General features: G+C 33.7%; 20 protein-coding genes and 2 tRNA genes. 12 read left to right on the forward strand and 10 right to left on the reverse strand.

Annotation, left to right across the window (positions count from 1 at the left end; translation table 11 throughout):
- Positions 1–50 precede the first annotated feature (50 nt).
- Positions 51–857, forward strand: a complete 807-nt coding sequence (locus H600_RS0109695) for a helix-turn-helix domain-containing protein (protein ID WP_035108546.1) — start codon at positions 51–53, stop codon at positions 855–857.
- A gap of 55 nt (positions 858–912) precedes the next feature.
- Here the strand turns inward: H600_RS0109695 and H600_RS0109700 are convergent.
- Positions 913–983, reverse strand: a tRNA-Gln gene (locus tag H600_RS0109700).
- Positions 984–1,092: 109 nt separating this feature from the next.
- Positions 1,093–1,163, reverse strand: a tRNA-Gln gene (locus H600_RS0109705).
- A 245-nt stretch (positions 1,164–1,408) separates the two neighbouring features.
- On the opposite strand from H600_RS0109705, the gene H600_RS0109710 reads away from it, so the two are divergent.
- Complete coding sequence (locus H600_RS0109710) at positions 1,409–4,690, forward strand: glycosyltransferase family 117 protein (protein ID WP_026728603.1); 3,282 nt, start codon at positions 1,409–1,411, stop codon at positions 4,688–4,690.
- A gap of 96 nt (positions 4,691–4,786) precedes the next feature.
- Complete coding sequence (locus H600_RS0109715; RefSeq protein ID WP_026728604.1) at positions 4,787–5,425, forward strand: polysaccharide deacetylase family protein; 639 nt, start codon at positions 4,787–4,789, stop codon at positions 5,423–5,425.
- A 23-nt stretch (positions 5,426–5,448) separates the two neighbouring features.
- On the opposite strand, the gene H600_RS0109720 is transcribed toward H600_RS0109715, so the two are convergent.
- The 6 genes from H600_RS0109720 to H600_RS0109750 form a co-directional block, all read right to left on the reverse strand.
- Complete coding sequence (locus H600_RS0109720) at positions 5,449–5,751, reverse strand: thioredoxin family protein (protein WP_026728605.1); 303 nt, start codon at positions 5,749–5,751, stop codon at positions 5,449–5,451.
- Positions 5,752–5,824: 73 nt separating this feature from the next.
- Positions 5,825–7,060, reverse strand: a complete 1,236-nt coding sequence (locus H600_RS0109725) for a metallophosphoesterase (RefSeq protein ID WP_026728606.1) — start codon at positions 7,058–7,060, stop codon at positions 5,825–5,827.
- Between the two features lie 223 nt (positions 7,061–7,283).
- Positions 7,284–8,615, reverse strand: coding sequence for a sensor histidine kinase (locus H600_RS0109735; protein WP_245176550.1), 1,332 nt, complete (start codon positions 8,613–8,615; stop codon positions 7,284–7,286).
- Between the two features lie 11 nt (positions 8,616–8,626).
- Positions 8,627–9,301, reverse strand: a complete 675-nt coding sequence (locus tag H600_RS0109740) for a response regulator transcription factor (protein WP_026728609.1) — start codon at positions 9,299–9,301, stop codon at positions 8,627–8,629.
- A gap of 186 nt (positions 9,302–9,487) precedes the next feature.
- Positions 9,488–9,748 (reverse strand): hypothetical protein, encoded by a 261-nt coding sequence (locus H600_RS0109745; protein WP_026728610.1) that lies wholly within the window; start codon positions 9,746–9,748, stop codon positions 9,488–9,490.
- Positions 9,749–9,794: 46 nt separating this feature from the next.
- Positions 9,795–9,995, reverse strand: a complete 201-nt coding sequence (locus tag H600_RS0109750; protein ID WP_026728611.1) for a hypothetical protein — start codon at positions 9,993–9,995, stop codon at positions 9,795–9,797.
- 323 nt (positions 9,996–10,318) lie between these two features.
- Between H600_RS0109750 and polA the strand changes: the two genes are divergently transcribed.
- Positions 10,319–13,159, forward strand: coding sequence for a DNA polymerase I (polA, locus tag H600_RS0109755; RefSeq protein WP_026728612.1), 2,841 nt, complete (start codon positions 10,319–10,321; stop codon positions 13,157–13,159).
- Positions 13,160–13,219: 60 nt separating this feature from the next.
- On the forward strand, positions 13,220–14,335 hold the full coding sequence (locus H600_RS0109760) for a hypothetical protein (protein ID WP_026728613.1): 1,116 nt from the start codon (positions 13,220–13,222) through the stop codon (positions 14,333–14,335).
- Positions 14,336–14,372: 37 nt separating this feature from the next.
- On the opposite strand, the gene H600_RS0109765 is transcribed toward H600_RS0109760, so the two are convergent.
- Positions 14,373–15,401 carry a LacI family DNA-binding transcriptional regulator gene (locus H600_RS0109765; protein WP_026728614.1) on the reverse strand — a complete coding sequence of 343 codons (1,029 nt, stop codon included), beginning with the start codon at positions 15,399–15,401 and terminating at the stop codon, positions 14,373–14,375.
- Between the two features lie 196 nt (positions 15,402–15,597).
- Here H600_RS0109765 and H600_RS0109770 point away from each other — a divergent pair, with 196 nt between their 5' ends.
- From H600_RS0109770 to tsf, 6 genes are all read left to right on the forward strand, one after another.
- On the forward strand, positions 15,598–16,344 hold the full coding sequence (locus H600_RS0109770) for a ferritin-like domain-containing protein (protein ID WP_026728615.1): 747 nt from the start codon (positions 15,598–15,600) through the stop codon (positions 16,342–16,344).
- Between the two features lie 25 nt (positions 16,345–16,369).
- Positions 16,370–17,182: a ferritin-like domain-containing protein gene (locus H600_RS0109775; RefSeq protein WP_026728616.1), complete on the forward strand. Its 813-nt coding sequence runs from the start codon at positions 16,370–16,372 to the stop codon at positions 17,180–17,182.
- A gap of 195 nt (positions 17,183–17,377) precedes the next feature.
- Complete coding sequence (gene rplM, locus H600_RS0109780; protein ID WP_026728617.1) at positions 17,378–17,833, forward strand: 50S ribosomal protein L13; 456 nt, start codon at positions 17,378–17,380, stop codon at positions 17,831–17,833.
- Positions 17,833–18,219 carry a 30S ribosomal protein S9 gene (gene rpsI / locus H600_RS0109785; RefSeq protein WP_026728618.1) on the forward strand — a complete coding sequence of 129 codons (387 nt, stop codon included), beginning with the start codon at positions 17,833–17,835 and terminating at the stop codon, positions 18,217–18,219. The genes rplM and rpsI overlap by 1 nt, the downstream gene beginning before the upstream one ends.
- Before the next feature lie 176 nt (positions 18,220–18,395).
- Positions 18,396–19,160 carry a 30S ribosomal protein S2 gene (gene rpsB / locus H600_RS0109790; protein ID WP_026728619.1) on the forward strand — a complete coding sequence of 255 codons (765 nt, stop codon included), beginning with the start codon at positions 18,396–18,398 and terminating at the stop codon, positions 19,158–19,160.
- A gap of 138 nt (positions 19,161–19,298) precedes the next feature.
- Positions 19,299–20,261, forward strand: coding sequence for a translation elongation factor Ts (gene tsf / locus H600_RS0109800; RefSeq protein WP_026728620.1), 963 nt, complete (start codon positions 19,299–19,301; stop codon positions 20,259–20,261).
- 211 nt (positions 20,262–20,472) lie between these two features.
- Here the strand turns inward: tsf and H600_RS0109805 are convergent, their stop codons facing one another.
- Positions 20,473–22,590 carry a M3 family metallopeptidase gene (locus H600_RS0109805; RefSeq protein ID WP_051234402.1) on the reverse strand — a complete coding sequence of 706 codons (2,118 nt, stop codon included), beginning with the start codon at positions 22,588–22,590 and terminating at the stop codon, positions 20,473–20,475.
- Positions 22,591–22,836: 246 nt separating this feature from the next.
- Here H600_RS0109805 and H600_RS0109810 point away from each other — a divergent pair, with 246 nt between their 5' ends.
- Positions 22,837–26,502: a TraB/GumN family protein gene (locus tag H600_RS0109810; RefSeq protein ID WP_026728622.1), complete on the forward strand. Its 3,666-nt coding sequence runs from the start codon at positions 22,837–22,839 to the stop codon at positions 26,500–26,502.
- Positions 26,503–26,516 lie beyond the last annotated feature (14 nt).

A 26,516-nucleotide genomic window follows, 5' to 3' on the forward strand; every position in this document is an offset into this window, starting at 1 on the left:
CGGAAATTTTTCATAAAAAGATTTTCCGGATCTTTTAGTATTTTTACATCATGACTACAAAATCAAATCCGAAGCCTAAAATACTCTACTCCTGCTATTATACACGCAGCCGAGAAGGAGAACATTTTATTCCAGAACATGTTTTCAGCTATCAAATTTCTGGCGAAATGATCGCTTCGGACAACAAAAACACTTTTCACTCAAAACCAGGAGATTTTCGTTTCAGCAAAAGAAATCACTTGGCAAAATTCACCAAAATTCCACCTGAAGGAGGCGAATTCAAAGTCATATCCCTTTTCTTAGATCAAGAAATTCTTCGCGAAGTAAACAAAGAATACAATTATAAAGCAACCAAAAAAGTCGATTCTGAAGCCATGTTTACATTAGCTCCAAATCCGCTTTATAAATCATTCATGGAATCGTTGCTATCTTATCTTGAAGTTGAACAAGAAGGCAATGAAGCTTTATTCAATTTAAAAATCAAGGAAGCTATTCATTTATTACTAAAAATAAATCCCGAATTAAAAGATATTTTATTCGATTTTACCGAACCTGGAAAAATTGACCTGGAAGCGTTTATGAACAAAAACTTCCATTTCAATGTTAAAATGCATCGATTCGCCTATCTCACAGGAAGAAGCCTAGCAACTTTTAAAAGGGACTTTCAAAAAACATTCCAACAAGCGCCCGGAAAATGGCTCTTAAACAAAAGACTCCAAGAAGCCTATTATTTGATCAGCCAAGGCAATCCTCCGTCAGAAGTTTATATAGGCGTTGGTTTTGAAGATTTGTCACATTTTTCATTTTCATTTAAAAAGAAATTCGGAATTGTCCCATCATCTTTAAATCATAAATAAGCCTATCAAAATTAATTACATAAAAAAAGCCTCTCATTTCTGAGAGGCTTTTCTGTTGGTCTACTAGGACTCGAACCTAGAAAGACGGCACCAAAAACCGTAGTGTTACCATTACACCATAGACCAGCAGTGCGGTTAAGCGGGTGCAAAATTAGAACTTTATTTATCTTATGCAAATTTTATTTGAAACTTTTTTGCATAAAAAAAAGCCTCCCATTTCTGAGAGGCTTTTCTGTTGGTCTACTAGGACTCGAACCTAGAAAGACGGCACCAAAAACCGTAGTGTTACCATTACACCATAGACCAGCAGTGCGGTTAAGCGAGTGCAAATTTAAGCCTTTATTTAGTTTTTGCAAACTTTTTGAACAAAAAAATCATTTTTTTTAGTTTTTTTTCACTTAAAAAACCACACAACAATTAGAACCACCTCATAAACAATAGATTACTTTTCAGAGATAGTTTTATAGAATTTTTTGTTAATGCTCGTTTCTTTACATAAAAAAACATTTTCTTTGTAGGATAGAAAACATACAAAATTTTAACACCTAAATATGGCACAATTCAATTTCAATAAATGGAATACAATTATTGGTTGGTTTGCATTTGCAATCGCTTTAATTACCTACACATTAACTGTCGAACCTACAATGAGCTTTTGGGATTGTGGCGAATATATTGCCACAGCTGCTAAACTTGAAGTTGGCCACCCGCCAGGAGCACCTTTATTCCAAATGATGGGAGCCTTTTTTGCAATGTTTGCGATCGATGCGCAGCATGTTGCGGTAATGGTGAATATGATGTCTGTTTTTTCTAGCGCATTTACAATTTTATTCATGTTTTGGTCTTCGTCTATGATTTTGAAAAAAATTGTAGCACGTTTTGCCGAAATTGATCAAAACAATTCAGTTGTTATTTTAGGAAGTTCCTTTGTTGGAGCATTAGCTTATACTTTCTCTGATAGTTTTTGGTTTAATGCAGTTGAAGCCGAAGTTTATGCAATGGCTTCTTTATTAATTGCATTGCTTTTCTGGCTTGGTCTTCGTTGGGAACAAGACATGGACAAACCAAAAGGAAACAAATGGCTTTTAATTATTTCTTTGGTTGTCGGACTATCATTTGGTGTTCACTTTATGGCATTATTGACTATTCCTTCAATAGGTTTTCTTTATTACTTTAAGCATTACGAAAAAGTTACTATTAAAAACTTTCTTATCGCCAATGTAGTTGTAATTGGTATTTTGTTATTCATTTTCAAATTACTTTTGCCTTTAACCATGGCATTTTTCGGGAAAACCGAAATTTTTATGGTAAACAGCATGGGACTTCCTTTTAACTCAGGAACTATTTTTGTTGCATTACTTTTTGTTGCCTTCTTTTATTTTGGATTAAAATATACGAAGCAAAAGGGTTTAATTTTTTACAACACCATTATTCTTTGTATTTTATTTATCCTTATTGGCTTCTCTACTTGGATGATGCTTCCTGTTCGTGCCAATGCCAATACGGTAATCAATGAAAACAAACCTTCAGATGCCATCGAGGTTTTAGCTTATTATAATCGTGAACAATACGGTGTAAATCCTTTATTTTATGGCCCTCAGTACACAGAATTTTTTGCTGGACTTGATGAGAAAACACCTTATTTAGACAAAAAACCAAACTACGAAAGAGATTATAAAACAGGTAAATATATCATTACCAATAATTATAAAAACGCAGATCAAAACTCTGATGACAATCAAAAAACGATTTTGCCAAGAATGTGGAGCACCGAAATGGGGCACATTCAAAATTATATCAACTTTACAAACCCACCTAAATTCAAAATCAACCCAAATTACAACTACGAAGAAGATTTAGGAGAATACGGAATTGACGTAAGCCAATTAAGTGAAGATGAATACAATAAAGCCACAGCTCAATTAAGAAATGAAGTTGAAAAAACGGTTTCTGAGTTCAGAAAAGCATATGCTCAAAAACAAATTGACAACGAAGGTTATGTGAAATTCTTGAAGAGCTATGGAAAATACTTAACTATTGAAAAACCAACAACTGTAGATAATTTCAGTTTTATGTTCGAATACCAATTTGGATATATGTACTGGAGATATTTGATGTGGAATTTTGTTGGACGTCAAAGTGATGTTCAAGGAAAGTATGATAATTTAGATGGAAACTGGATCAGTGGCATCAAACCACTTGACTCTTTACATTTAGGTTCTCAAGACAATCTTCCATCAGATGTCTTAAACAATAAAGGTCGAAATGTTTACTACTTCCTTCCTTTTATCTTAGGTCTTATCGGAATAATGTACCATGCAAACAAAGATCTTAAAAGCTTTTACGTGCTTTTAGCATTATTCTTATTTACCGGAATTGCTTTAAAAATTTATTTGAACGAAAGGCCATTTGAACCTCGCGAGAGAGATTATGCGCTTGTAGGATCATTTTATGTTTTTGCCATTTGGATTGGATTTGGGGTCTACTCTTTATATGAAAGTATTCAAAAATATATTGCATCAAAAATTGCAGGACCAGTAATTATTGCAGGAAGTTTATTAGCTGCTCCGATTTTAATGGCTTCTCAAAACTGGGACGACCACGACAGATCTGGAAGATACACTGCAGTTGCTATGGCAAAAGCTTACTTAAGTTCTTGCGATAAAGATGCAATTCTATTTACCATTGGTGATAACGACACATTCCCTCTTTGGTATGCTCAGGAAATTGAGCATTTTAGAACCGATGTAAAAATCGTAAATACAAGTTTATTCATGACGGATTGGTACATTGACCAAATGAAAGCCAAAGCATATGAATCTGATCCATTGCCAATATCTTTCGTACATGATGATTATGTTGGAGACAAGCTAGATTATGTAGCGTATATCCAAAAAATTGATACGCGCTGGAACATCAATGATTTCATTGATTTTATTAAAAACCCAAAATCAACTGTTGGACTTCAAAATGGACAAACAATCCACTTTTATCCAACAAATAAAATCAGGGTTCCCGTAGATAAAAATATCATTATCAAAAATAAAGTCGTAAATTCAAAATACAACGATTCTATCGTTCCATTTTTGGATATTGACATCAAAGGAAGCGCTATTTACAAAAACCGCTTGATGATGCTTGACATCTTGGCCAACAACAATTGGAAACGCCCAATTTACTTTAGTGGCGGTGCTTTTGATGATGAAGATTATTTATGGCTGAAAGATTATCTTCAATTAGACGGAATGGTTTACAAACTAGTACCTATCAAAAATGTTCCTTCAAAAGATGGTGGACCAATGGATATGGGACAAATTGATGCCGATAAAATGTATGATATTGTAATGAAATGGGATTGGGGCAACAGCGAAAGCGATAAAATTTATCACGATCCCGAAACCAGAAGAAACAGTATCACTTACCGCACAAACCTATCTCGTTTAATGGATCAGCTTATTGCGGAAGGCAAAATTGACAAAGCTAAAAACGTAATCAATCTAGCCATGACAAAAATGCCATTGGACAAATTTGGCTACTATTCATTAGTTGAACCTTTTACAAATGGATATTACAAAGTTGGGGAAACTGGAAAAGCGAGAGAACTGCTTAATAGATTGGTTAAAAAATACAATGAAAACCTAAACTATTACGCAACATTGCCTCCAGGTGATCAAACTGATCTTGCAATAGATATTATCACGGATATTGAACGCTACAGAAGTCTATTGCAAGTTATGGATCGAAACAACGATAAAGCGTTCTACGAAAAGCACAAAAAGACTTTTAATACGTATGTAAATGTATTCGAACGTTTTGGACGTGAAAAAGAATAATAAGATACGAAAAATATACTGATTAAAAAAATGCGGTGCTATTAGCTAAATAGCACCGCATTTTTTAATTTTACAATATCTGTAAATCTATTCAAAATGAGCTTTTATTGGGTCAAAACTAATTTATTCATCAAAAAGGTGTTTTCTAAGTATTGTTGGGATATTCCAAACAAGGAAAAGAAAATATACCTCACTTTTGATGACGGGCCTACTCCAGAAGTTACAGACTGGGTTTTATCTGAATTAAAAAAATTTGACGCCAAAGCTACTTTTTTCTGCATTGGAAAAAACATCAATGCGAATGCAAATTTATTTGAAAGACTAATTGCCGAGGGGCACGCCATTGGCAATCACACAATGAATCATATAAATGGATGGAAAAGCCAGACTAATGATTATATCGAAAACGTCAAAAATTGCGCTTCAATTCTAGCAAATGAAAAAAAACTAAACAGTTTGTTATTTCGACCTCCATATGGAAAAATAAAAAAAGCACAGTCAAAAGTATTGCGCAGTCTTGGCTATAAAATAGTAATGTGGGATGTTTTAAGCGCTGATTTTGACCAATCGATCACACCAGAAAAATGCCTTGAAAATGTAACTAAAAATGTGACTTCAGGTAGTGTAATTGTTTTTCATGACAGTATAAAAGCATCACAGAATTTAAAATTTGCGTTGCCTAAAACATTACACTTTTTAAAAGAAAATGGATATGCGTTTGATGTTATCCATTAAAGAAACATCAGCAAAAAGTTGTGTTACTGGTTGAATTGCTCTTGGACAATTCCTATAATTGTATTCGCATCAAGCTCGCCAGATTGTCTCCAGATCATCTGTCCTTCTTTATAAATCATTAACGTCGGAAGACCTTTAATACGAAGAGCCTCAGCTAGTTCTTGATTCTTATCTACATCAATTTTGATTACTTTGGCCTTATCACCAAGCGCAGCGGCAACATCCTTAATCACTGGATGCATAGATACTGACGATTCATTCCAATCTGTGTAGAAGTCTATCAACACAGGGACTTGAGCATTTATTAGTTCTCCAAATTTTGACATAAAACCAAAAATTTAAATTTTTTAATCTACTTAAAAGAGACAAATATTCTACAAATGTAGCATTTTTAACGAATTAAGCCACATTGTTGCCCTTTTTTAGTTCGATTACTGTTATTTCTGGCATAATACCAACTCGTCCTGGATAAGCATGAAAACCAAACCCACGGTTAACATAAACGTATCTTCCGGCAGTTTCGTACAAACCAGCCCATTGTTTATAAATATATTGTGCCAAACTCCATTTAAAATAACCCGGAATCTCAATTCCAAACTGCATTCCGTGTGTATGTCCCGAAAGTGTCAAATGAAAGTTTTTAGGATGATCTTTTATTTCAGCATCCCAATGACTTGGATCGTGGCTCATCAAGACTTTAAAATCTTCTTTAGAAACATTTTCAGATGCTTTATTTAAATCTCCAGTCTTTTTGAAATTAACTCCCCAATTCTCTACTCCAATCAAAGCGATTTTATCGTCACCTTTTTGAATATAAGTATGCTCGTTCAGCATCAATTTAAATCCAATCTGACCATAAAGCTTTTTGATTTCCTCAAAATTTTCTGCTTTCTGTTTTTCAGATGGCCAACTCACATATTCGCCGTAATCGTGATTTCCTAGAACCGAAAACTTTCCGTATTTGTAATCTTTAATTCGGCTAAAAGTCTCCAACCAAGGATACATTTCTTTAGCATGCGTATTCACAATATCGCCTGTAAACAAAATCATATCGGCCTCTTGTTCATTGATCAAATCAATGGCATAATTTATTTTATCGGGATTGTCAAAACTTCCGCTATGCACATCTGAAATCTGCGTGATTCTAAAACCATCAAAAGCATCTGGCAAATCTGGAAAAAATACAGTTTGCTTGATTACTTTGAAATTATATTTTCCTTCAAAAATTCCATAAATTATAGACAAAAATGGAACTGCGGCCAAACCTAATGCAATTTGGCTAATAAACTTTCTTCTGTCTGGCATTATTTCTTTTTTGGGCGCATTATAAACAAAATAATTTACGATGCTTGCGCCAATTCTAAAAATATCTTCACCAAACATTACCAATGTAAGGACAATTTTTGGAACATAAACCAACAACATGAGCCCCATTGTAAACATGGTTTGCTTGGTTTGTCCTACTGAGCGGTCAAACTGAGTAAAAGAATATATAATGAATGCTAAAAGCAGAAAACTTATTACTTGGTAGCTTACTAAAATCCATCTCGTTTTGATTAGAGTACGAAAGGCTTGATAAGAATAAAATTCAACAAACAGAAAAAGTGCGCAAAGAAATATTAAACGAAAGATCATTTATTTTACAGTTTTAAGCAAAGTAACAAAGAATGAAAATTTTATTGCTTTTTATTATCAAAAATTTAACTCAAAATAAATACAAAAAGCTGGCAGATTTTTCTACCAGCTTTTTACCTAATTATTTTTTTGCTGAATTGTTTTTTTTACTTTATTATCACACTTCAAAGATCGAATCACAAAATGAAGACATAATGAAGATTGAAACAATCAACTTTTAATCCTATTTTTCAGCTTCTGGAAACGCTAAAGTAAAAGTTGTGCCTTCATTTATTTTAGAAACAACTTTGATTTCAATATGATGAAAGAAAGAAATACTTTCGGCAATCGCCAAACCTAAACCCTGCCCATCTTGATCTGAATTTATTCTGGCAAACCTATTGAAAATTTTTTCCAAATGAACCTCTGTCATTCCAAGTCCAGAATCTGTAATTGAAATAAAATAACGGTCATTTTCAAAACCATCAAAAATTACAATATCTCCTTTTGGACGATTGTATTTTATCGCATTGATCACCAAATTATAAATCAAAATATGGATTAAAGTTCTGTTTCCGATGAAATTATAATTGTGCGTCATCTGATTTTTAAAATCAATTTCACGATCTTCCAAACGATCCTGAAAATCTTCCTGAAGATCATTTAAAATTTCATGAAAATTAATGTTTTCATTTGCTTGGTATTGATTGTTTTCAATTCGGGAAATCAAAAGCAAATTATTAATGATCTTTTTCAGCATATCCAGCGTTTTCAGCGAACTCGCAATTTTATCTATTGCATTATCATCTAACGATTCGTTTTGCAGCAAATTCTCAAATTTGTTTTTCAAAAGCGCGATGGGCGTGAGCAATTCGTGAGAAACATTTGAAATAAATTGTTTTTCTTTTTTGAAAAGCTCCGCGATTCTATCCATCATTTGATTTAAAACCAAATCCAATTCTCTGAAATCTCTTGATTTTGCTTTTATCGGAGTGTGATCAAATGCTTCTGGTTCGTTTACACGCCTAATTTTTGTGTCAATTATTTTATAAAAAGGCTTAAGCAGATATTCTATATAAAATGTATCTGCCAAAAAAGTGACTAATAGAATTACAACAAAGACAATGAGTATGAAAAAACGAATCACAAAAGTCAAATCATTCACCTCACTTAAACTACTTCCTATCTCAAGCTTATAACCTTCTCCTTCATAAGCAAAATAATACTGTAGAATTCGATACTCATTTTCTTCTCCTTCAATTTTTCGGTAATCATTACTAAAAGTGTAAAATTTATGACGCGGTTTTAAGGGTGCGCGGGATAAAACCAAAAACTCATTATGAAGCATTGAAAATTCTGAAAAAGCCTCGGTTGAATCATCCGCACTTTCTATAAAATCATTGATTTCTTCTCGATTCAAATGTTTAATAAACTTTTCTTTTTTTTCCAGAAGACTATTATTTATATGATGGTATACCACATTTTCGACTAAAATGGGCAACATTAGCCACAAAATCAAAATTACTAATAATCTTGTCAGTGCATTAAAAATAGCCAATTGGTGTTTTATCTTCACAAATTTGTTTTTTATTCGTTGATGCGATAGCCAACATTTCTAACGGTTTCAAACCAGTCAATTGTAGTATGCTTGTCCAATTTTTTTCGGAGATTGCGAACGTGGACATCGATAAAATTAGAATCGGAATTGACTTCAAGGATATCTCCCCAGATATGTTCTGTCAACTGAAGTCGAGTAATCACTCTATTTTTATTCAAAACCAAATATTGAAAAATATCAAATTCTTTTTTAGTCAAACTAATTGGCACCTCATTATAACTAACCTTATAATCTTGAAGCTGAAGTAAAAATCCGTGGATAATTAAATTATTCAAAGTAAAACCATGCATTCTACGAATCACAGCAAATAACCTCGCACTGAGCTCAGTCAATGCAAAGGGTTTTGTCAAATAATCATCGGCGCCTAAATGCAAACCGTTTATTCTATCGTCAAGCTCACCACGTGCCGTAAGGACGATTACTGCCATTTTTGACTGCGTTTTTCGGACTGTTTTCAAAACTTCAAAACCGTCTCCATCTGGCAAACCCAAATCTAGCAACATTGCATCATAATCGTTGCTTCCAATTTCTTCGAGAGCATTATTGCAGGTATGCACAATTTTACAAACATAACCTGCATTGCACAAAAAGTCATAAACTTCTACCGCAAGTTCCTTATTATCTTCAACAATCAAAATATTCATAAACACAGCTATTAAGCGCGATTAAATTTACGCAATTTTAAAAAACACAACTTGCGCATTATTAAAAAATTAACGATTAAAAAAAGCTGATAAATTTCTTCATCAGCCTTTTCCAACCGCATTCTCCATAATCATTATCTCTGTTTTGTTTCCTTACAATAATTTGAAAACAAATCAAAAACAATCTTATTTTTTCACATTTGCTGTTTCTGCTTTTGGAGCTTCAGTTTTTGTTGCTTTAGCTTTTTTGCTGTGTTTTGAATGTTTAGTCGCTTTCACCTCTTTTACAGGAGTTGTTTTCTCGTCTTGCACTGGAGTTTTTTTAACTTCTTTAGCAGATGTTGCTTTAACTTCTTTTACTGGTGCTTTTTTAATTGGAGCCGGAGCGGCTGTAACCATTGCACTTGTTCCTAATACTGCGGCGATTGCCAAAAATAAATTTCTCATGATTTCTAATTTTTTAAATGAATGTTTTCTTACTTAAGTCTTTTTGTTATTTTTTTACTTTTGTTGTTTGAGCCTTTGGAGCTTCGCTTTTTTCTGATTTTGCTTTTTTGTCAGCTTTGTGTTTTTTAGGATGTTTTGTTGCTGTAACTTCTTTTACAGAAAGTGCTTTTTCATTTTTTGCAGGAAATGCATGAACCATTGCACTTGCACCTAAAACCGCTACTAATACCATCAATAAATTTCTCATGATTTCTAAGATTTAAAAATTAATTACCTTTTATTTTACACTTCAAAATTACCTTCGCAAAATGAAGACAAAGTGAAGAATTCCTACAAACTGAATTATTTAACGAGACATTAACGCTTTGTAGTTTTTTGAACCATATAAGTCATATAAGTTCATTTAAATATTCGGCATCTTTAAATTCGTCATTAGACGCACTGCAGTGCGTCTCTACAGTGTACACTTGCTAAAAATGAACTTATATAACTTATATGGTGGAAAAAAAATCTTGCGAGTCTAATTTTTAAAATCCCAATTGTTTATTTTTACAGACTAATATTTTTAATATGTCAACTCAAAAACGCCTTTTTCTTCTAGATGCTTACGCATTAATTTTTCGTGGTTATTATGCCTTCATAAAAAACCCGAGAATCAACTCAAAAGGAATGGATACATCTGCAATTATGGGTTTTATGAACTCACTTTTAGATGTTATTAAAAGAGAAAAACCAGATCATTTGGCCGTTGCTTTCGATAAAGAAGGAAGTCATGTAAGAACCGAAATGTTTGCTGAATATAAAGCCAATCGTGACGCCACTCCCGAAGCCATTAAAATTGCCGTTCCGTATATTCAGGAATTATTGCGAGCAATGCATATTCCTATCATTGAAGTTGCTGGTTGCGAAGCCGACGACTTAATTGGGACAATTGCCAAACAAGCCGAAAAACAGAATTATCAAGTTTTTATGGTAACACCGGATAAGGATTTTGCACAATTAGTTTCTGAAAACATCTTTATGTATAAACCTGCTAGAATGGGTAATGGAATAGAGATTTGGGGAATTCCTGAAGTTTTGGCAAAATTCGAAATTGAAAGACCAGAACAAGTAATCGATTTTCTTGGGATGATGGGTGATGCTGTTGATAATATTCCAGGATTGCCAGGAGTTGGCGAAGTTACCGCTAAAAAATTCTTGAAAGAATTCGGTACTATGGAAAACCTTTTAGAAAACACTCATTTGCTCAAAGGCAAAATGAAAGAAAATATCGAAGCCAATAAAGAAAAAGGGATTCTTTCTAAAAAACTGGCTACAATTATTTGCGATTGCGATGTTACTTTCAACGAAGATGATTACGAACTTTCGCGTCCGGATATTGAAAAAACAGATGCTATTTTTCAGGAATTAGAATTTAGAAGAATGGCAGAACAGTTTGACAATTTGTTTAAAACCGACGGAACTCAAACGGCAGCCCCAGAAGTTGCTGATGCCAAATTGTACAAAAAACCACAACCAAAAAACGAAGATCAGTTTGATCTTTTTGGAAGTGCTTCTGCAGATGAAGATTCAGAAACGCCAAGAACTTCTTTCTATAATACATTATTAGACACACCTCACTCCTACCAGATTATTCAAGGAGATTTAGGAGTAAAATTATTATTGCAAAATTTACAAAACCAAATTTCGGTTTGTTTTGATACTGAAACTACAGGAATTGACGCTCTTCATGCAGAACTTGTGGGAATGTCATTTGCTTTTGAAAAAGGAAAGGCATTTTATGTTCCGTTTCCGGAAAGCCAGGAAGAAGCTCAAACTTTGATCGACAAATTTGTTCCGTTTTTTGAAAATGAAAAAATTGAAAAAATTGGGCAAAACTTAAAATACGATTTAAAAATCCTTGCAAATTATGGTATTACTGTAAAAGGAAAACTTTTTGACACTATGATTGCGCATTATTTGATTAACCCAGATATGCGTCATAATATGGATATTTTGGCCGAAACGTATTTAAAATATTCACCAAAATCAATTGAAGATTTAATTGGAAAAAAAGGAAAAAATCAGCTTTCGATGCGCGATGTTCCTCTTGAAGACATTAAAGAATATGCCGCTGAAGATGCCGATATTACTTTGCAATTAAAAGAAATCTTCACTACTGAATTAGACAAAACCGAAACTAAAAAGCTATTTGATGAAATTGAAATTCCATTAGTGAGCGTTTTGGCTGCTATGGAAACTGAAGGAATTCGTTTAGATGTTGATTTTTTAAAAGGAATGTCATCTGAAATGGATGTCGAAATCAAATCTTTGGAACAAAAAATATACGAGACTGCTGGTGAGAAATTCAACCTTGCCTCTCCAAAACAATTAGGAGATATTCTATTTGAAAAAATGAAGATTGGCGGTGCAAAACAAAAGAAAACCAAAACCGGCCAATATGCAACTGGAGAAGAAGTTTTGACGTATTTGGCCAATGAAAATCCGATTGTAAAAGATATTCTGGACTGGCGCCAAATGGTAAAACTGCAAAGCACTTATATTTTGGCTTTGCCAGAGCAAGTGGACAATAAGACACAACGCGTTCATACCGATTATATGCAAACCGTTGCAGCTACAGGACGCTTGAGTTCAAACAATCCGAACTTGCAGAACATTCCGATCCGTACAGAAAGAGGCCGTCAGATTCGTAAAGCTTTCGTAGCTCGCGATGAAAACCACACTTTAATTTCTGCCGATTATTCGCAAATTGAGTTACGAATTATTGCTGCTTTAAGCGGGGAAGAAAACATGATTAAAGCGTTTCAGGACGGGGAAGATATCCACAAAGCAACAGCTGCAAAAGTATTTAATGTGGCTTTAGATGAAGTTTCGCGCGAACAGAGAAGCAATGCCAAAACAGTAAACTTCGGAATTATATATGGTGTTTCTGCTTTTGGTTTAAGTAATCAGACTTCGTTATCAAGAAGCGAAAGTGCCGCTTTGATTGATGCTTATTACAAAACGTATCCAAGACTAAAATCTTATATTTCAGAACAAGTTGAATTTGCCCGCGAAAAAGGTTACGTACAAACTATTTTAGGAAGACGTCGTTATTTAAAAGATATCAATTCGGCAAATGCCGTGGTAAGAAGTGCTGCTGAACGAAATGCTGTAAACGCTCCAATTCAAGGAAGTGCCGCCGATGTGATCAAAATTGCAATGATCAACATTCATAAAAAACTTCGTGACGAAAATTGGAAATCTAAAATGTTGCTTCAGGTTCATGATGAGCTTGTGTTCGATGTTCACAATGACGAACTCGATAAAATTCAGCCAATGATCAAACACGAAATGGAAAATGCTTTTAAAATGGCGGTTCCTTTAGAAGTTGAATTAGGAATGGGTAAAGATTGGCTAGAAGCGCATTGATCTAATTTTAGATTTCAGATTGTGGATTTTAGATTTTTGACTTAACAATATTTTTAAGCAATGAAAAAGCTTTTCCTTTTTGTCTCTCTATTTCATTCTGTACTTTCATTTTGCCAGGATCAAACCTATTATTTGGAAGGAACATTAGGGAAAAGCAAAATTTATATGAGTATCAGTGTCTATAAATCAGATAAAGAAACTAATGTAAATGCAACTTATTTTTATCAAAATTCATTAAAAGACATCAAATTAGAAGCAAAATTAAAAGATGGCAACTATACGTTTTATTTTAAGCCCGGAGATGTTGTAAGCGAAAAGTTTTATTTAAAAAAGTCGACCTCTAATAATTTTGATGGATTTTGGTATGATGCAAAAGAAAAACAGCAGCCTGTTCATCTTGCGCCTATAAACTTTGCAAATTATAAATCCAATTTAAAACTTCAGTTTGAAGAGGATAAACTAAATTTTGTAAAGTTTAAATTTCTTGAGTTTAAGAAAATCAAAACCACAACCTACAACAATAAAGAATTTGTTTGGTATTCTGAAAAACACTGTGATTCAGACTTCTTCAGATTGGGAAATAATTTTCCTGAAAAGAACAAAGCTACAATCAACCCTATTTTAGAAGAAATCCATGCGCAAAGAACACTAACGCAATTGGGCTGTTCGTCAAGTTTTGCATATAGTGATGGTAAAGGAATAGAAAGCACAGCAACTATAAACTTTCTTAATACAAATTTAATTGGTTTTGAAACTTTTGATTCTTGGTACTGCGGAGGAGCACATCCTGATTTTGGAAGCAGTGGTTTTCTAATCGATTTAAACAACGGAAGACAATATGAGATTGACGACATTATAGCTTTTGACAAAAGTGTAACCACAGAGAAAAAGGATAATTTTTCTGCTTTTTCGAAATACAGAAATGATTATTTCGCTCCAAAATTATTAGAACTTGTAACTTCTATAGAACACTTTACAAAACCTGAAAGCGATGAGGATTGTGATTACACAAATCTTGAATATTGGGATTTTGTATCTTGGAGTTATACAGAAAAAGGAATAACATTTACTCCTTATTTTGCAAGAGTAAGTCGCGCATGCGAAGAACCCTTCTTGGTTCCGTTTGAAAAATTACAAAAATATAAGAACCCAAAATTCCCTTATGATTTAAAATAAAAAAAAGCCACCAGATTTAATCCTGATGGCTCTTTTGCTATTTTACTTTTCTAGTCGATTCTCGTTCTTTCAAAACCGTCTTGATGACGATTGTTTCATAATCCGAAGTTTCTTCTTCGCTTTCTTCCAATCTTTTAATTAAACGTTTTGCAGCAACTTCACCAATTTCAATTCCGTGCTGGCTTACCGTTGTTAAACTTGGCGATAAACGTCTTGAAGCTAAAATTCCGTCAGCAAAACCAATAATTGAAATATCTTCAGGAACTCTGTATCCTTTTTTCAAACTCACTCTTAAAGCTGCAACTGAGTCATTTTCATCCAAAGCAAAAATTCCATCGATTTTGTTATCAAAAAGACCATCGATTTTAGCTTTCATGTCATCTTCAGAATCGGTACGAAGAATAATTTTCTCGTTTACTGGAATATTGTTGTCTGCCAAAGCTTTCAAGTATCCATCAGCTCTTAATTTTCCAACGCTTAAATTATCTACAGAAGAAATCAAGGCGATATTTTTACATCCAAGATTAATCAAATGCTGTGTTGAGTTCAAAGCTGAATCAAAATCATCAACCACTACTTTATCACAATCCACTTCATCGGCAATACGATCAAACATCACAATTGGAGTTCCGTCATTGATAATTTCCGAAAAGTGATTATAGTCTTGAAGTTTTTGGGCTTCCTCAGAAACCGAAAGAATGAAACCATCAATAGTTCCGTTACTCAACATTTCAAGTGTATGAATTTCTTTTTCCAAAGATTCATTAGAAATACAAGTAATCACATTATATCCTTTTTTATCGGCAACTTTTTCAATACCACTGAAAACTTTTGCGAAAAAAGAGTTCAATATATTAGGTATAATTACACCAATAGTTTTGGTCTTTCTGTTTTTCAAATTCAGACCAATAACATTCGGCTTATAATTTTTGAGTTTGGCATACTCCTTAATCTTCACCTTCGTTTGCTCACTAATTTCTGGACTGTCATTTAATGCCTTAGACACTGTTGACACAGAAACACCTAGTTCTTTCGCAATTTGTTTAAGAGTTGCTTTAGCTTTCATCTAATTGAATTTTATGTAATTAATACAAATATAGTAGAATTACCTAAAATAAAACAAAAAAGCCCTACCACTTATTAAAATTATAAGGTCTTTTGAAAATAAAAGCAAGATAACCCTGATTTTTAAAACCGCATCTCCTTAAATCTCGTTAATACTCTAATATACGCTTTATTAACCTTAATAAAAACCTTTGATTATGAAAAACGAAGTTAAAATTCAGGAAGTTAATCCTTCCCTGGATAGTAGAAGGAGCTTTCTAAAGCTCAGTGGCTTAACGCTAGTTAGTGCAGGTTTGGTTCTTGCTGGCTGCAGCGACAACGATAATGAAGATAATATGCAGGACAATTCCCTGCCTGGAATAAAAAATGGAGTATTTGATTTAGGCTCCGGAGATTTTGGTGTACTGACTTACGCTTACGCCTTAGAACAATTAGAAGCTGATTTTTATACAAAAGTTGTAAATTCTTCCAGTTTCAATTCTGTTTTTAATGACACAGAAAAACAAGTTTTAACCGACTTGTATCATCACGAAGTAGTTCACAGAGATTTTTTTAAAGCCGCTTTAACAGGAGCCCTTCCTGATCCTAGTTCACAATTGCTTCCCTCCTTAGTATTCAATTATGGCTCTCTAAACTTCAATAGTCGCAACGAAGTTCTTGCAACTGCAAAAGCACTGGAAGACACAGGAGTGGCTGCTTATAATGGCGCTGGAAGATTAATTAAAAGCGCAGACTACTTATTATTGGCCGGAAAAATTGTTTCGGTAGAAGCTAGACATGCTTCAGCAATAAGAAGCTTGATTAATCCGAATTCGAAAGATTTTGCCGGAGATGATATTGTAAATATGACGACAGGTTTAGACGATGCAAAAGATCCTTCTAAAATCCTTCCGATTGCTGGAAATTTTATTACCACAAAATTTACAGCTAAATACTTGCCTTAATCCTAACCGTTAAAACTTAGAAATTATGAACATTTTAAAATTTATAGAATCCTTCACTGATGACAATTTAACGAATCGTACTGGTTCTCGCAGAGACAGTTTTACGCAGTTTGGGAATATTGGAAAAAATTTAGCTTTGGCATCAATCCCTTTCGGATTGTCGGCTCTTACTAATAAAGCTTTCGCGAAAGACATTACAGCAACACCCGCAACACCAATTGGAGCTTTGCAATTTGCTTTGACTTTAGAATATCTTGAAAATGAATTTTACGCCATGGCATTAGATTCTGGAGTAATTCCAGCATCAGAAAATGGCGGACGCGATTTAAAAGTATTTCAACAAATTGCCGCACATGAATCTGATCATGTTAAATTCCTAATTAACGGACTTGGCGGAACAATGAGCCCAAACTTCGTTGCAAAACCCACTTTTGATTTTACAGTAGGTGGCGCTTTTGATCCTTTTCATGATTATCCAACATTTTTAGCATTGGCACAAGCTTTTGAAGATACCGGCGTAAGAGCTTACAAAGGCCAAGCTGCAAACTTAATAACCACACCAGATTTGCTAACCGCAGCATTGCAGATTCATTCAGTAGAAGCGCGTCATGCATCCGAAGTTAGAAGATTACGAGGTTTAAAAGGATGGATTTCCAATGCCGAGAGAGGCGCTGGTATGCCGGCAGCAACACAAGCAGTCTATGACGGAGAAGGTGTAACGATGCAAGCAGGATTTAATACCGCAACCGCCTTTGGGGCTGCAGCAGGCTCAGAGGCTTATGATGAGCCACTTACAACACAACAGGTAATTGATATAGCCAATATATTTATTGTATAATTGATTTTTTTTCCTAAATATTTAACCGTCTTTACTTTATTGCAGAGACGGTTTTTTTATTCCTTAATTAATTTAAAAACTGAAGTCCTGATTTTCAGCAGATAAAATATTCTTTCAGGTATTTGGTTTTAAAATAATTAATTGTACTTTTGCATCCCCTTTATTGGGGATGGAATGTTTAATTAAAATAATATTATGGACGCATTAAGCTACAAAACAGTTTCAGCAAGCAAAGCCACAGTAACTAAAGAGTGGATTGTTGTTGACGCTGAAGGTCATAACTTAGGACGTCTTGCTTCTAAAGTTGCTATGATCTTAAGAGGTAAGTACAAGCCAAGTTACACACCGCACGTTGACTGTGGGGATAACGTAATTGTTATCAACTCAGAAAAAATTAACCTTACAGGTACAAAAATGAATGACAAAATTTACATGCGTCATACAGGTTACCCAGGAGGACAAAGAACTTTAACTGCTAAAGTATTGCAAGCTAAAAACCCTGCATTATTAGTAGAAAAAGCGGTAAAAGGAATGTTACCTAAAAACAAATTAGGAGCTGAACTTTTTAGAAATCTAAATGTTGTTGTAGGAGCTGAGCACAAACACGGAGCTCAAAAACCTAGAACTGTTAACCTAAATGATCTTAAGTAATGGGAGTTATTCACAAAATCGGTAGAAGAAAAACCGCTGTTGCACGTGTATACGTTTCTGAAGGAACTGGAAACATCACTGTAAACAAAAAAGAATTCGCAACTTACTTTCCAACTGCAACTTTACAGTACAAAGTTTTACAACCGCTTTCTATGACAGAAAACGCTGGTAACTTTGACGTAAAAGTAAACGTTTACGGAGGTGGTACAACTGGTCAGGCAGAAGCTGTAAGAATGGCATTAGCACGTGTAATGTGTGAAGTTAACGCTGAAAACAGAGCTATCCTTAAACCAGAAGGTTTATTAACAAGAGACCCTAGAATGGTTGAACGTAAGAAATTCGGTCAGAAGAAAGCTCGTAAGAGATTCCAATTCTCTAAACGTTAATATTACCTGTCTTGTTCAGATGGGACAAGACATTATCAATTATTTATTGAAATTAAAAAACACAGTTATTGTTGCTCTCCTATCGAGGTAGGATATAGTTTAGCATCTAAATGTATAAAGCCAGAGAAATCGCCATTTATACATTGCTAATCAACAGAACGTAAACTAGTACAAAAATGGCAAACAAAATAGAAGTAAAAGAATTACTAGAAGCAGGTGTTCACTTCGGACACATGACTAGAAAATGGGATCCAAACATGGCTCCTTACATTTATATGGAGCGTAATGGTATTCACATTATCAATCTATATAAAACTGCAGCTAAAATTGAAGAAGCTAATGAAGCTTTGAAAAAAATCGCTGCATCAGGTAGAAAAATCTTATTCGTAGCTACCAAAAAACAAGCAAAAGACATCGTTGCTGATAAAGCAAAAGCTGCAAACATGCCTTACATCACTGAAAGATGGCCAGGTGGAATGTTGACTAACTTCGTAACTATCAGAAAGGCAGTTAAAAAAATGTCTTCTATCGATAAAATGAAGAAAGATGGTACTTTCAACACTTTATCTAAAAAAGAGCGTTTACAAGTTGATCGTCTACGTGCTAAATTAGAGAAAAACTTAGGTTCAATTGCTGATATGTCTAGACTACCTGCAGCATTGTTCGTAGTAGATATCAAAGCTGAACACATCGCAATAAAAGAAGCTCAAAAATTAAACATTCCAGTTTTCGCAATGGTTGATACGAATTCTGACCCAAGAGAGGTTGATTACGTGATTCCTGCAAATGATGACGCTTCTAAATCAATTGACAAAATTTTATCTTTAGTGACTACTGCAGTAATCGAAGGTCTTTCTGACAGAGGTGCTGAAAAAGAAGTTGAAGTAGCTGAAGAAGCTCCAGCTGCTGAAGCTGAAGCTGCTCCTGCAACTGAAGAATAAATCAAATTTTAAATTCCAAATTTTAAATTCCAAATTCCAAATACAAAATTAAAAACGTTATGTTGATAATTTAATAAAATTGGAGTTTGGGATTTAGAAGATGGAATTTTTACTTTTAACATTAAAATTCAAAATATTATGGCAACAATTACTGCTGCAGACGTAAATAAATTAAGACAATCTACAGGTGCCGGAATGATGGACTGTAAAAAAGCTTTAGTTGAAGCTGAAGGAGATTTCGATAAAGCTATACAAATTCTTAGAGAAAAAGGACAAAAAGTTGCTGCTAACCGTTCTGACCGTGAGTCTTCTGAAGGAGCTGCTGTTTCTTTTATCAATGCAGACAATACTAAAGGAGCTATCCTTACTTTAAACTGCGAAACTGACTTCGTAGGTAAAAATGAAGCTTTCGTTGCTCTAGCTAAAGATTTAGTTGAAAAAGCGATCAACTTCTCTACTAAAGAAGAATTATTAGCTTCTGATTTCAACGGAATCACTGTTGCTGAGAAATTAATCGAGCAAACTGGTGTTATCGGTGAAAAAATCGAAATCGGTGGTTTTGAAATTTTAGAAGGCGCTTTCGTTGGATCTTATGTTCACGTTAACAAAATTGCTGCTTTAACTGCAATTTCTGCTCCAGTTGCTAACGCTGAAGCTTTAACAAAAGACATCTCTATGCAAGTTGCTTCTATGGGTGCTGACACATTATCTTACAAAGATTTTGACCCAGCTTTCGTTGAATCTGAACTTGCTGCTCGTATTGCTGTAATCGAAAAAGACAATGAAGAAGCTAAACGTTTAGGAAAAACTTTGAAAAATGTTCCTAAATATATCTCTTTCTCTCAATTAACTCCTGAAGTTATCAAACAAGCTGAAGAAGATGCTAAAGCTGAATTAAAAGCTGAAGGTAAACCAGAGCAAATCTGGGATAAAATCCTTCCAGGAAAAGTTCAACGTTTCATTTCTGACAACACTACTTTAGATCAAGAAAAAGCTTTACTTGATCAAAACTTCATCAAAGATGACAGTAAAAAAGTTGGTGATTATGTTAAAGGATTCAATGTTGAAATCACTGGTTTCAAAAGAGTTACTTTAGGTTAATATAATTATTTCAATATAAAAAGCCCTGAATCTTACGATTCGGGGCTTTTTTTGTTCTGCATAAACTGGACTGATACCGAAGCCTCGGGACAGCTCTACAATATAATTTGTTCCTCTCGGAAATACTAAAAGCCTTGGGCTTTAAATACAATTCAATAAAAATCCCCGAATAAATAATTTATCCGGGGATTTTAATCAGATTTCAATCTTCTTATTTTTTACCCTTGATTGGGAAGTTTCTTGCACGCATCAACGCATCAGATTTCGGGGCTCTACCTCTGAAGTTTTCATACGCTTTTTCTTGATCAATAGTGTTTCCAACACTAAATACAGTATCATAAAGTCTTTTTGCTACAGCTTTATCATAAGCTCCTTTTCCTTCTGTAAAAGCTTCCCATGCATCTGCATTGATAACATCAGCCCATAAGTAACTGTAGTATCCTGCAGCATATCCATCACTTGAGAAAATATGCCCAAATTGTGGAATACGGTGGCGCATTACAATTTCTGAAGGCATATGAAGCGCATCTAATGTTTCTTTTTCAAATTTATGAGGATCGATAGGCTGCGTAGCCAAATGAAGTTTCATATCTACTAAAGAGCTTGAGATTGTTTCAACCGTAGAGAAACCTTCACCAAAGTTTGCTGCTTTCTCGATTCTATCTACTAACGCCTGAGGTAATGGCTGATTAGTTTTATAATGCAAAGCGAATTTGTTCAACACTTCTGGAGTTGCCAACCAGTGCTCTAATAATTGTGATGGAAATTCAACATAATCTCTCGCAACAGCCGTTCCTGCCAAACTTGGATATGTTACGTTTGAACATAAACCGTGAAGTGCATGTCCAAATTCGTGGAATAAAGTCGAAGCATCTTCCCAAGAAATCAAAATTGGCTCATTAGCTGCGCCTTTAATAAAATTACAGTTATTAGATACAATTGTAAGAACATCTCCATCTAATTTTTGTTGGTCGCGATATGCATTCATCCACGCGCCAGAACGTTTTCCCGCACGAGCATAAGGATCAAAATACCATAACCCAACAACTTTACCTGTTACTTTGTTGCTTACCTCCCACACACGTACATCTGGATGATAAACTGGAACATTAGTGACTTGTTTGAAGCTTAAGTTGAATAATTCTCCAGCAACCCAAAACATTCCTTCTCGCAAGTTTTCTAATTGAAGGTAAGGCTTAACTTCATTTTGATCTAAATCGTATTTTGCTTTTCTAACTTTTTCAGCATAAAAACGGTAATCCCATGGCTGAATTTTAAAATTTCCGCCTTCTGCATCAACGATTTTTTGCATTTCGGCAACATCTTTATGTACTTGCTCAACAGCAGGCTCCCAAACAGATTCCATTAAAGCCAAAGTCTTTTTAGGATCTTTTGCCATTTTGTTAGACAAACTCCAGTCAGCAAATGTTGGGTAACCCAATAATTTTGCTTTTTGAGTACGCAATTGCAAAATAGAAACAAGTGTTGAGTTGTTGTCATTCTCGTTTCCGTTATCGCCACGTTTTACAAAAATATCAAATGCTTTTTCTCTTAAATCTCTGCGAGTTGAAAATGTCAAGAATGGCTCGATTGAAGAACGCGTGTTAGCAATACATCCCATCACGTTCAATTTTCTTTCTTTTGCTTCAGCAATCGCAGCATTTTTAACTTCGGTTGGCAAACCTGCAAAATCGCTTTCTGTTTTTAATTCAACATATTGGTTATGCTCTTCTGCCAATAAATTTTGGCTAAAACGTGTAAAGAGCGTTGCAAGCTCTTTGTTTATTCCAGCAACTTTTGCTTTGTCTGCATCATTAAGCTGTGCCCCTTGACGTACAAAATTAGTATAGTACAACCAAATCAATCGTTGTTGCTCACCTGTAAGTTTGCTTTTTTCTTTTGAATTATAAACCGTTTCGATTCGGGTAAATAACTTTTTGTTTTGATTTATTTTATCTGAAAACTCAGAAAATTTAGGCGACATTTCTCTGTCGATTGCACTAAACTCAGGACTACTTAAGTTTGATCTATAGATTCCATAAACGGTCAAAATACGCTCAATCGTTGCGCCAGAACGCTCTAAAGCAACAATAGTATTTTCGAAAGTAGCTGGTTTTGGATTATTCGCAATAGCATCTATTTCGTTTAATTTTTCCTGAATAGCAAATTGAATTGCCGGTTTGAAGTCAGAAACTTTGTACTCATTAAAGGCAGGAACTCCACCATAAGGTCCTGTCCAAGGTTTTAGCAACGGATTATCAGAATTGCTTTGTGCGGAAGCCGCAAAAAAAGTTGTACTCATGATAAAAATTGACATTAATTTTTTCATTCTCATTAATTTGATTTTAAATAATAGAAACTTGTTCTTCTCCAAAAATACCTAAAAATTACGAATCACAAACCATTCACAGAATGTTAAAAAAAAATCATTTCTTTAAAAATACCTTTAATTAAGAAAAGCATTCGGCGTTGTTCAGAAAATCCTTTATAAAAAAACGTATAAAAACGGGAAACCGTAAACAACAGAATCTATTCTGCTTTATATTTGTTTATTAAAACCTTTAATCGTTCTCTCTTGAAAAAATTACTTTATATCTCATTATTAATAACTTCGGTTATTCAGGCACAAAACAAAAGTTTATTTTGGGAAATATCCGGCAATGGTTTAACCAAAAATTCTTATTTGTACGGAACGATGCATGTCAATGAAAAAGTATCTTTTCATTTGTCTGATTCTTTCTTCAAAAACCTTTTGGGATCAGATATTGTTGCCAATGAAAGTAATCCTGAAACTTGGGGCGAATTAAACAACTTAATGAAAAACGACGACTATAATTTCGCTACAAATTTTTATTCGGAATTTTATTTGTTTCCTGCGAGCAAAGAAAACATTAAGACCATTTTTGTTAATGATAATGCCAAATATTTTAAAAACATGCTATCTGGAGCGGAAGGAAATCATGCCGATTTTCAAGAAAATACCGTTCTTGATATGTTTATTTTTCAGACAGGAAAAAAGTACAAAAAGAAAATTGCCGGACTCGAAGATGCAAAACAATCAATGCTTTCGATCCTCAATATAATGGATGAAGATGCTATTGCTAAAGATGAGAACAAGACGATTTTACTAAAGATCTTAAAGAATCGAAATCCTACAGAAGCTCTTAAAGAATATTACAGAGAAAAAGATATTGTCATGCTCGATTCTATCTATAAATTAATGTTTTCGAAAAAAGCGCACGATGCATTAATTATAAACCGCAACAAGGTAATGACCAAAAGCATCGATTCGATTGCAAAAACCGGCAGTTTATTCTCAGCCGTAGGTGCAGCGCATCTGGGAGGAAATGAAGGAATTATTGCGCTTTTAAGACAAAAAGGATATACAGTAAAACCAATAATTGACACTTTTACTGAAAATGGAAAAAATCAGAAAAAGACAATTGAGGCCTATTTTCCAAATCCAAATTTCAGCGTTACAAGTACAAAAGACAAAATGTTGCAATTGCCATTATATAAAACTACAATTCAAGAAAACGAAAATTTAGGCTCGCCTGACTTTACAAATGGTGGCGCTATTACAATTAAAAGAATTCCGTTTAATTACTTCCTAAACAGCAATGAAATCACCTACAATACAAAATCTTTAGACAGTTTGTTTTTTGAAAATATTGCGGGCGATATTATTGAGAAAAAATATTTTGAGCAAAATAATTATTCAGGTTACGATATTAAAAATGTGACCAAAACAGGAAATAGCCAGCACTCTAAATTTTTTGTTACACCACTGGAAATTATTGCGGTTTCAATGACTGGACCTGCAAATTATGTTCGCCAATACGAAAGCGAAGTTTTTGACAATATCAAAATAAAACCTTTTAAAAATGAATGGGAAAAAATAAAACCATTAAAAGGCGGTTTTGAAGCCGAAATTCCGTCATTTAATTTTGTTTTTGGAAATACGCTCGAAAAAGGAACTGATATTGACATTCAGGCTTATGATAATCAAGAAAAAGGGTATTATTTTTTAAGAGAAAAAACGCTAAACGATACCGAATTATTGGAGAATTCAGAATATGAACAACGCCAAATTCACTATCAGTTTTATTTACAACAAGATCAAGATTCCTCTGCCGTGCAATACAATAAAGCAGAAAATGTTTTGATTTCGTCTTCTAAAATTGGAAATCGAAAAATGAAATTAAAAACGGTCGTTGCGGGAAATAAATATTATTTATTGGGGACAGTAAACGCATCTGAAGAAAATACAAACCGATTTTTCAAATCGTTTTCAATTTCGCCTTTTATTTATACTTCAAAATCCAAAATGTATGTTGACTCGACAGCAAACTATAAAATAGAAATTCCCGAGAAGGAAAATGAAAACTTGTTTTTGAATCTTAAAGGAGACAAACGACAACGAAAAAACACTTTTACATCAGAAATAAAATTTCAAAACTTCGCCTCTGAAACTGGCCGAAAAATCAGCTTGCAATATTATAAATATCCAAAATACGAGCATAATCTCCCGATTGATTCAATTCAAAAGAAGTTCAGAGAAGAGTTCTTAAAAAAGGATTACATAGATTTTAGTGACGACAATTTTAATGACGAAAATTTTATCGACAACTCGACTTCATTACTAAGTCCAGAGGTATGTGTGAAAAAAGGTTTTTCAGAATCGCTTTGGAATAAAATTCTTTCAGACAAAAAAAATATTTACGAATTTGTTTCAGAAAACACCACTTTCAATAAAGAGGATAATAGTTATATTATAAACGCAACAGTTTCAAAACCAAATGCTGTCCAAGCAATAAAATACAAGGCGCTTTATAAAAACAACACCTATTATCTGTTGAGCACGCTGGTTGACAAAAACTATAAAAATGAAGATGTTTTTATCGAAAAAACGTTCAATTCACTGGCTTTGGCAAAAAACTACCCAACTGAAAATGCAACCGATAAAATCAAACTTTTTATTGAAGATGCACAAAGCAAAAGCGATACTATTCGTTATTCAGCTTTAAAGTCAATAAATACGTTGGATGTTTCTGCTAAAGATTTTGAAAGCTTAACTGGTTTTGTAGATTCTTTTGGTTTTAAAGAAAATGAAACGTATGCTGTTACTTCACTTTTGGAGAAAATAGGTCATATAAAAGATGATAGAGTTATTCCGTATTTAGAAAATTATTATAAAAAAGAATCTGTTAAAACTGATGAGCAAGTTAGTATTCTTAAAGCGCTTTCTAATCAAAAAACAAAAGCTGCTTATAAAAAAATCAATGAATTACTAGATTACGATTTGCCTATTCCAGACAATCAATTTGCGATTGCCAACTTATTTTCGGCATTTGAGGAAGATTCGGAAAACAGCAAAGAATTATTCCCTGATGTTTTTCAGTACTACAGCATAAAAGAATACCACAGCCCTGTAGTAACTTTTTGCAATTCGTTGTTTGAACAAAAATTAATCTCTGTTAATAAATTAAAAGCGTTCAAAAAACTAATTCTTACCAATACCAAACTTGAATATAAAAGAGTGGTGAGTTGGAATCAAAAAAACAAAGCAAAACAAACCAACGAAAACCTTGAAGATACAGGCATTTATTTTGACAGTACTGAATCGCTAGCCGACTTGCTTACCTATACAACCTTGATTTATAACTATATTGACGACAAGCCGGTCAAGGATATTTTAACCAAAATAAAAAAACTAGACATTCCTGAATTGAATATCGAATTAGCAAGATTAGGAATTGTAAACAATAAACTGACAACAGCTGAAATTGAAGATTTCTTAAAAGATTCGAAAACACAATTTGCCGTTATAAACCTTTTATTAAACCAAAATAAAAAAGATTTACTTCATTTTTCAGATGAAGAAATTTCAAAAGCTGCAGTAATAAATTTCCAAAATCTTAACGAAAATGACAGCATTTCAATGATGAAAACGAAAATTATTGAAAAAGACAGTCATGAGATTTCGCTATTCTATTACAAAATAAAAGCAAAAGATATGGAAAAAAGCCAACTTTGCACGGTTGGTTTTATAAGTGAAAATGGAAAAATAAATCCGTTGGCATTCAACGTTATTAATTTGAAGTTGCTGGATGATGGTGAAGAAGATTTAGAAAAAACATACAATTTAATTGCAACAGAATATTTGAACAAGGAGCATTTAAGAGCAAGTTTTGAAAAAGTAAATGCAAATAATGAAAACATTCTTGATGAAGAATATTAAGCTTAAAATAATTA

Origin of the sequence: Flavobacterium denitrificans DSM 15936, assembly GCF_000425445.1 — a bacterium.
Classification (GTDB): Bacteria; Bacteroidota; Bacteroidia; order Flavobacteriales; family Flavobacteriaceae; genus Flavobacterium; species Flavobacterium denitrificans.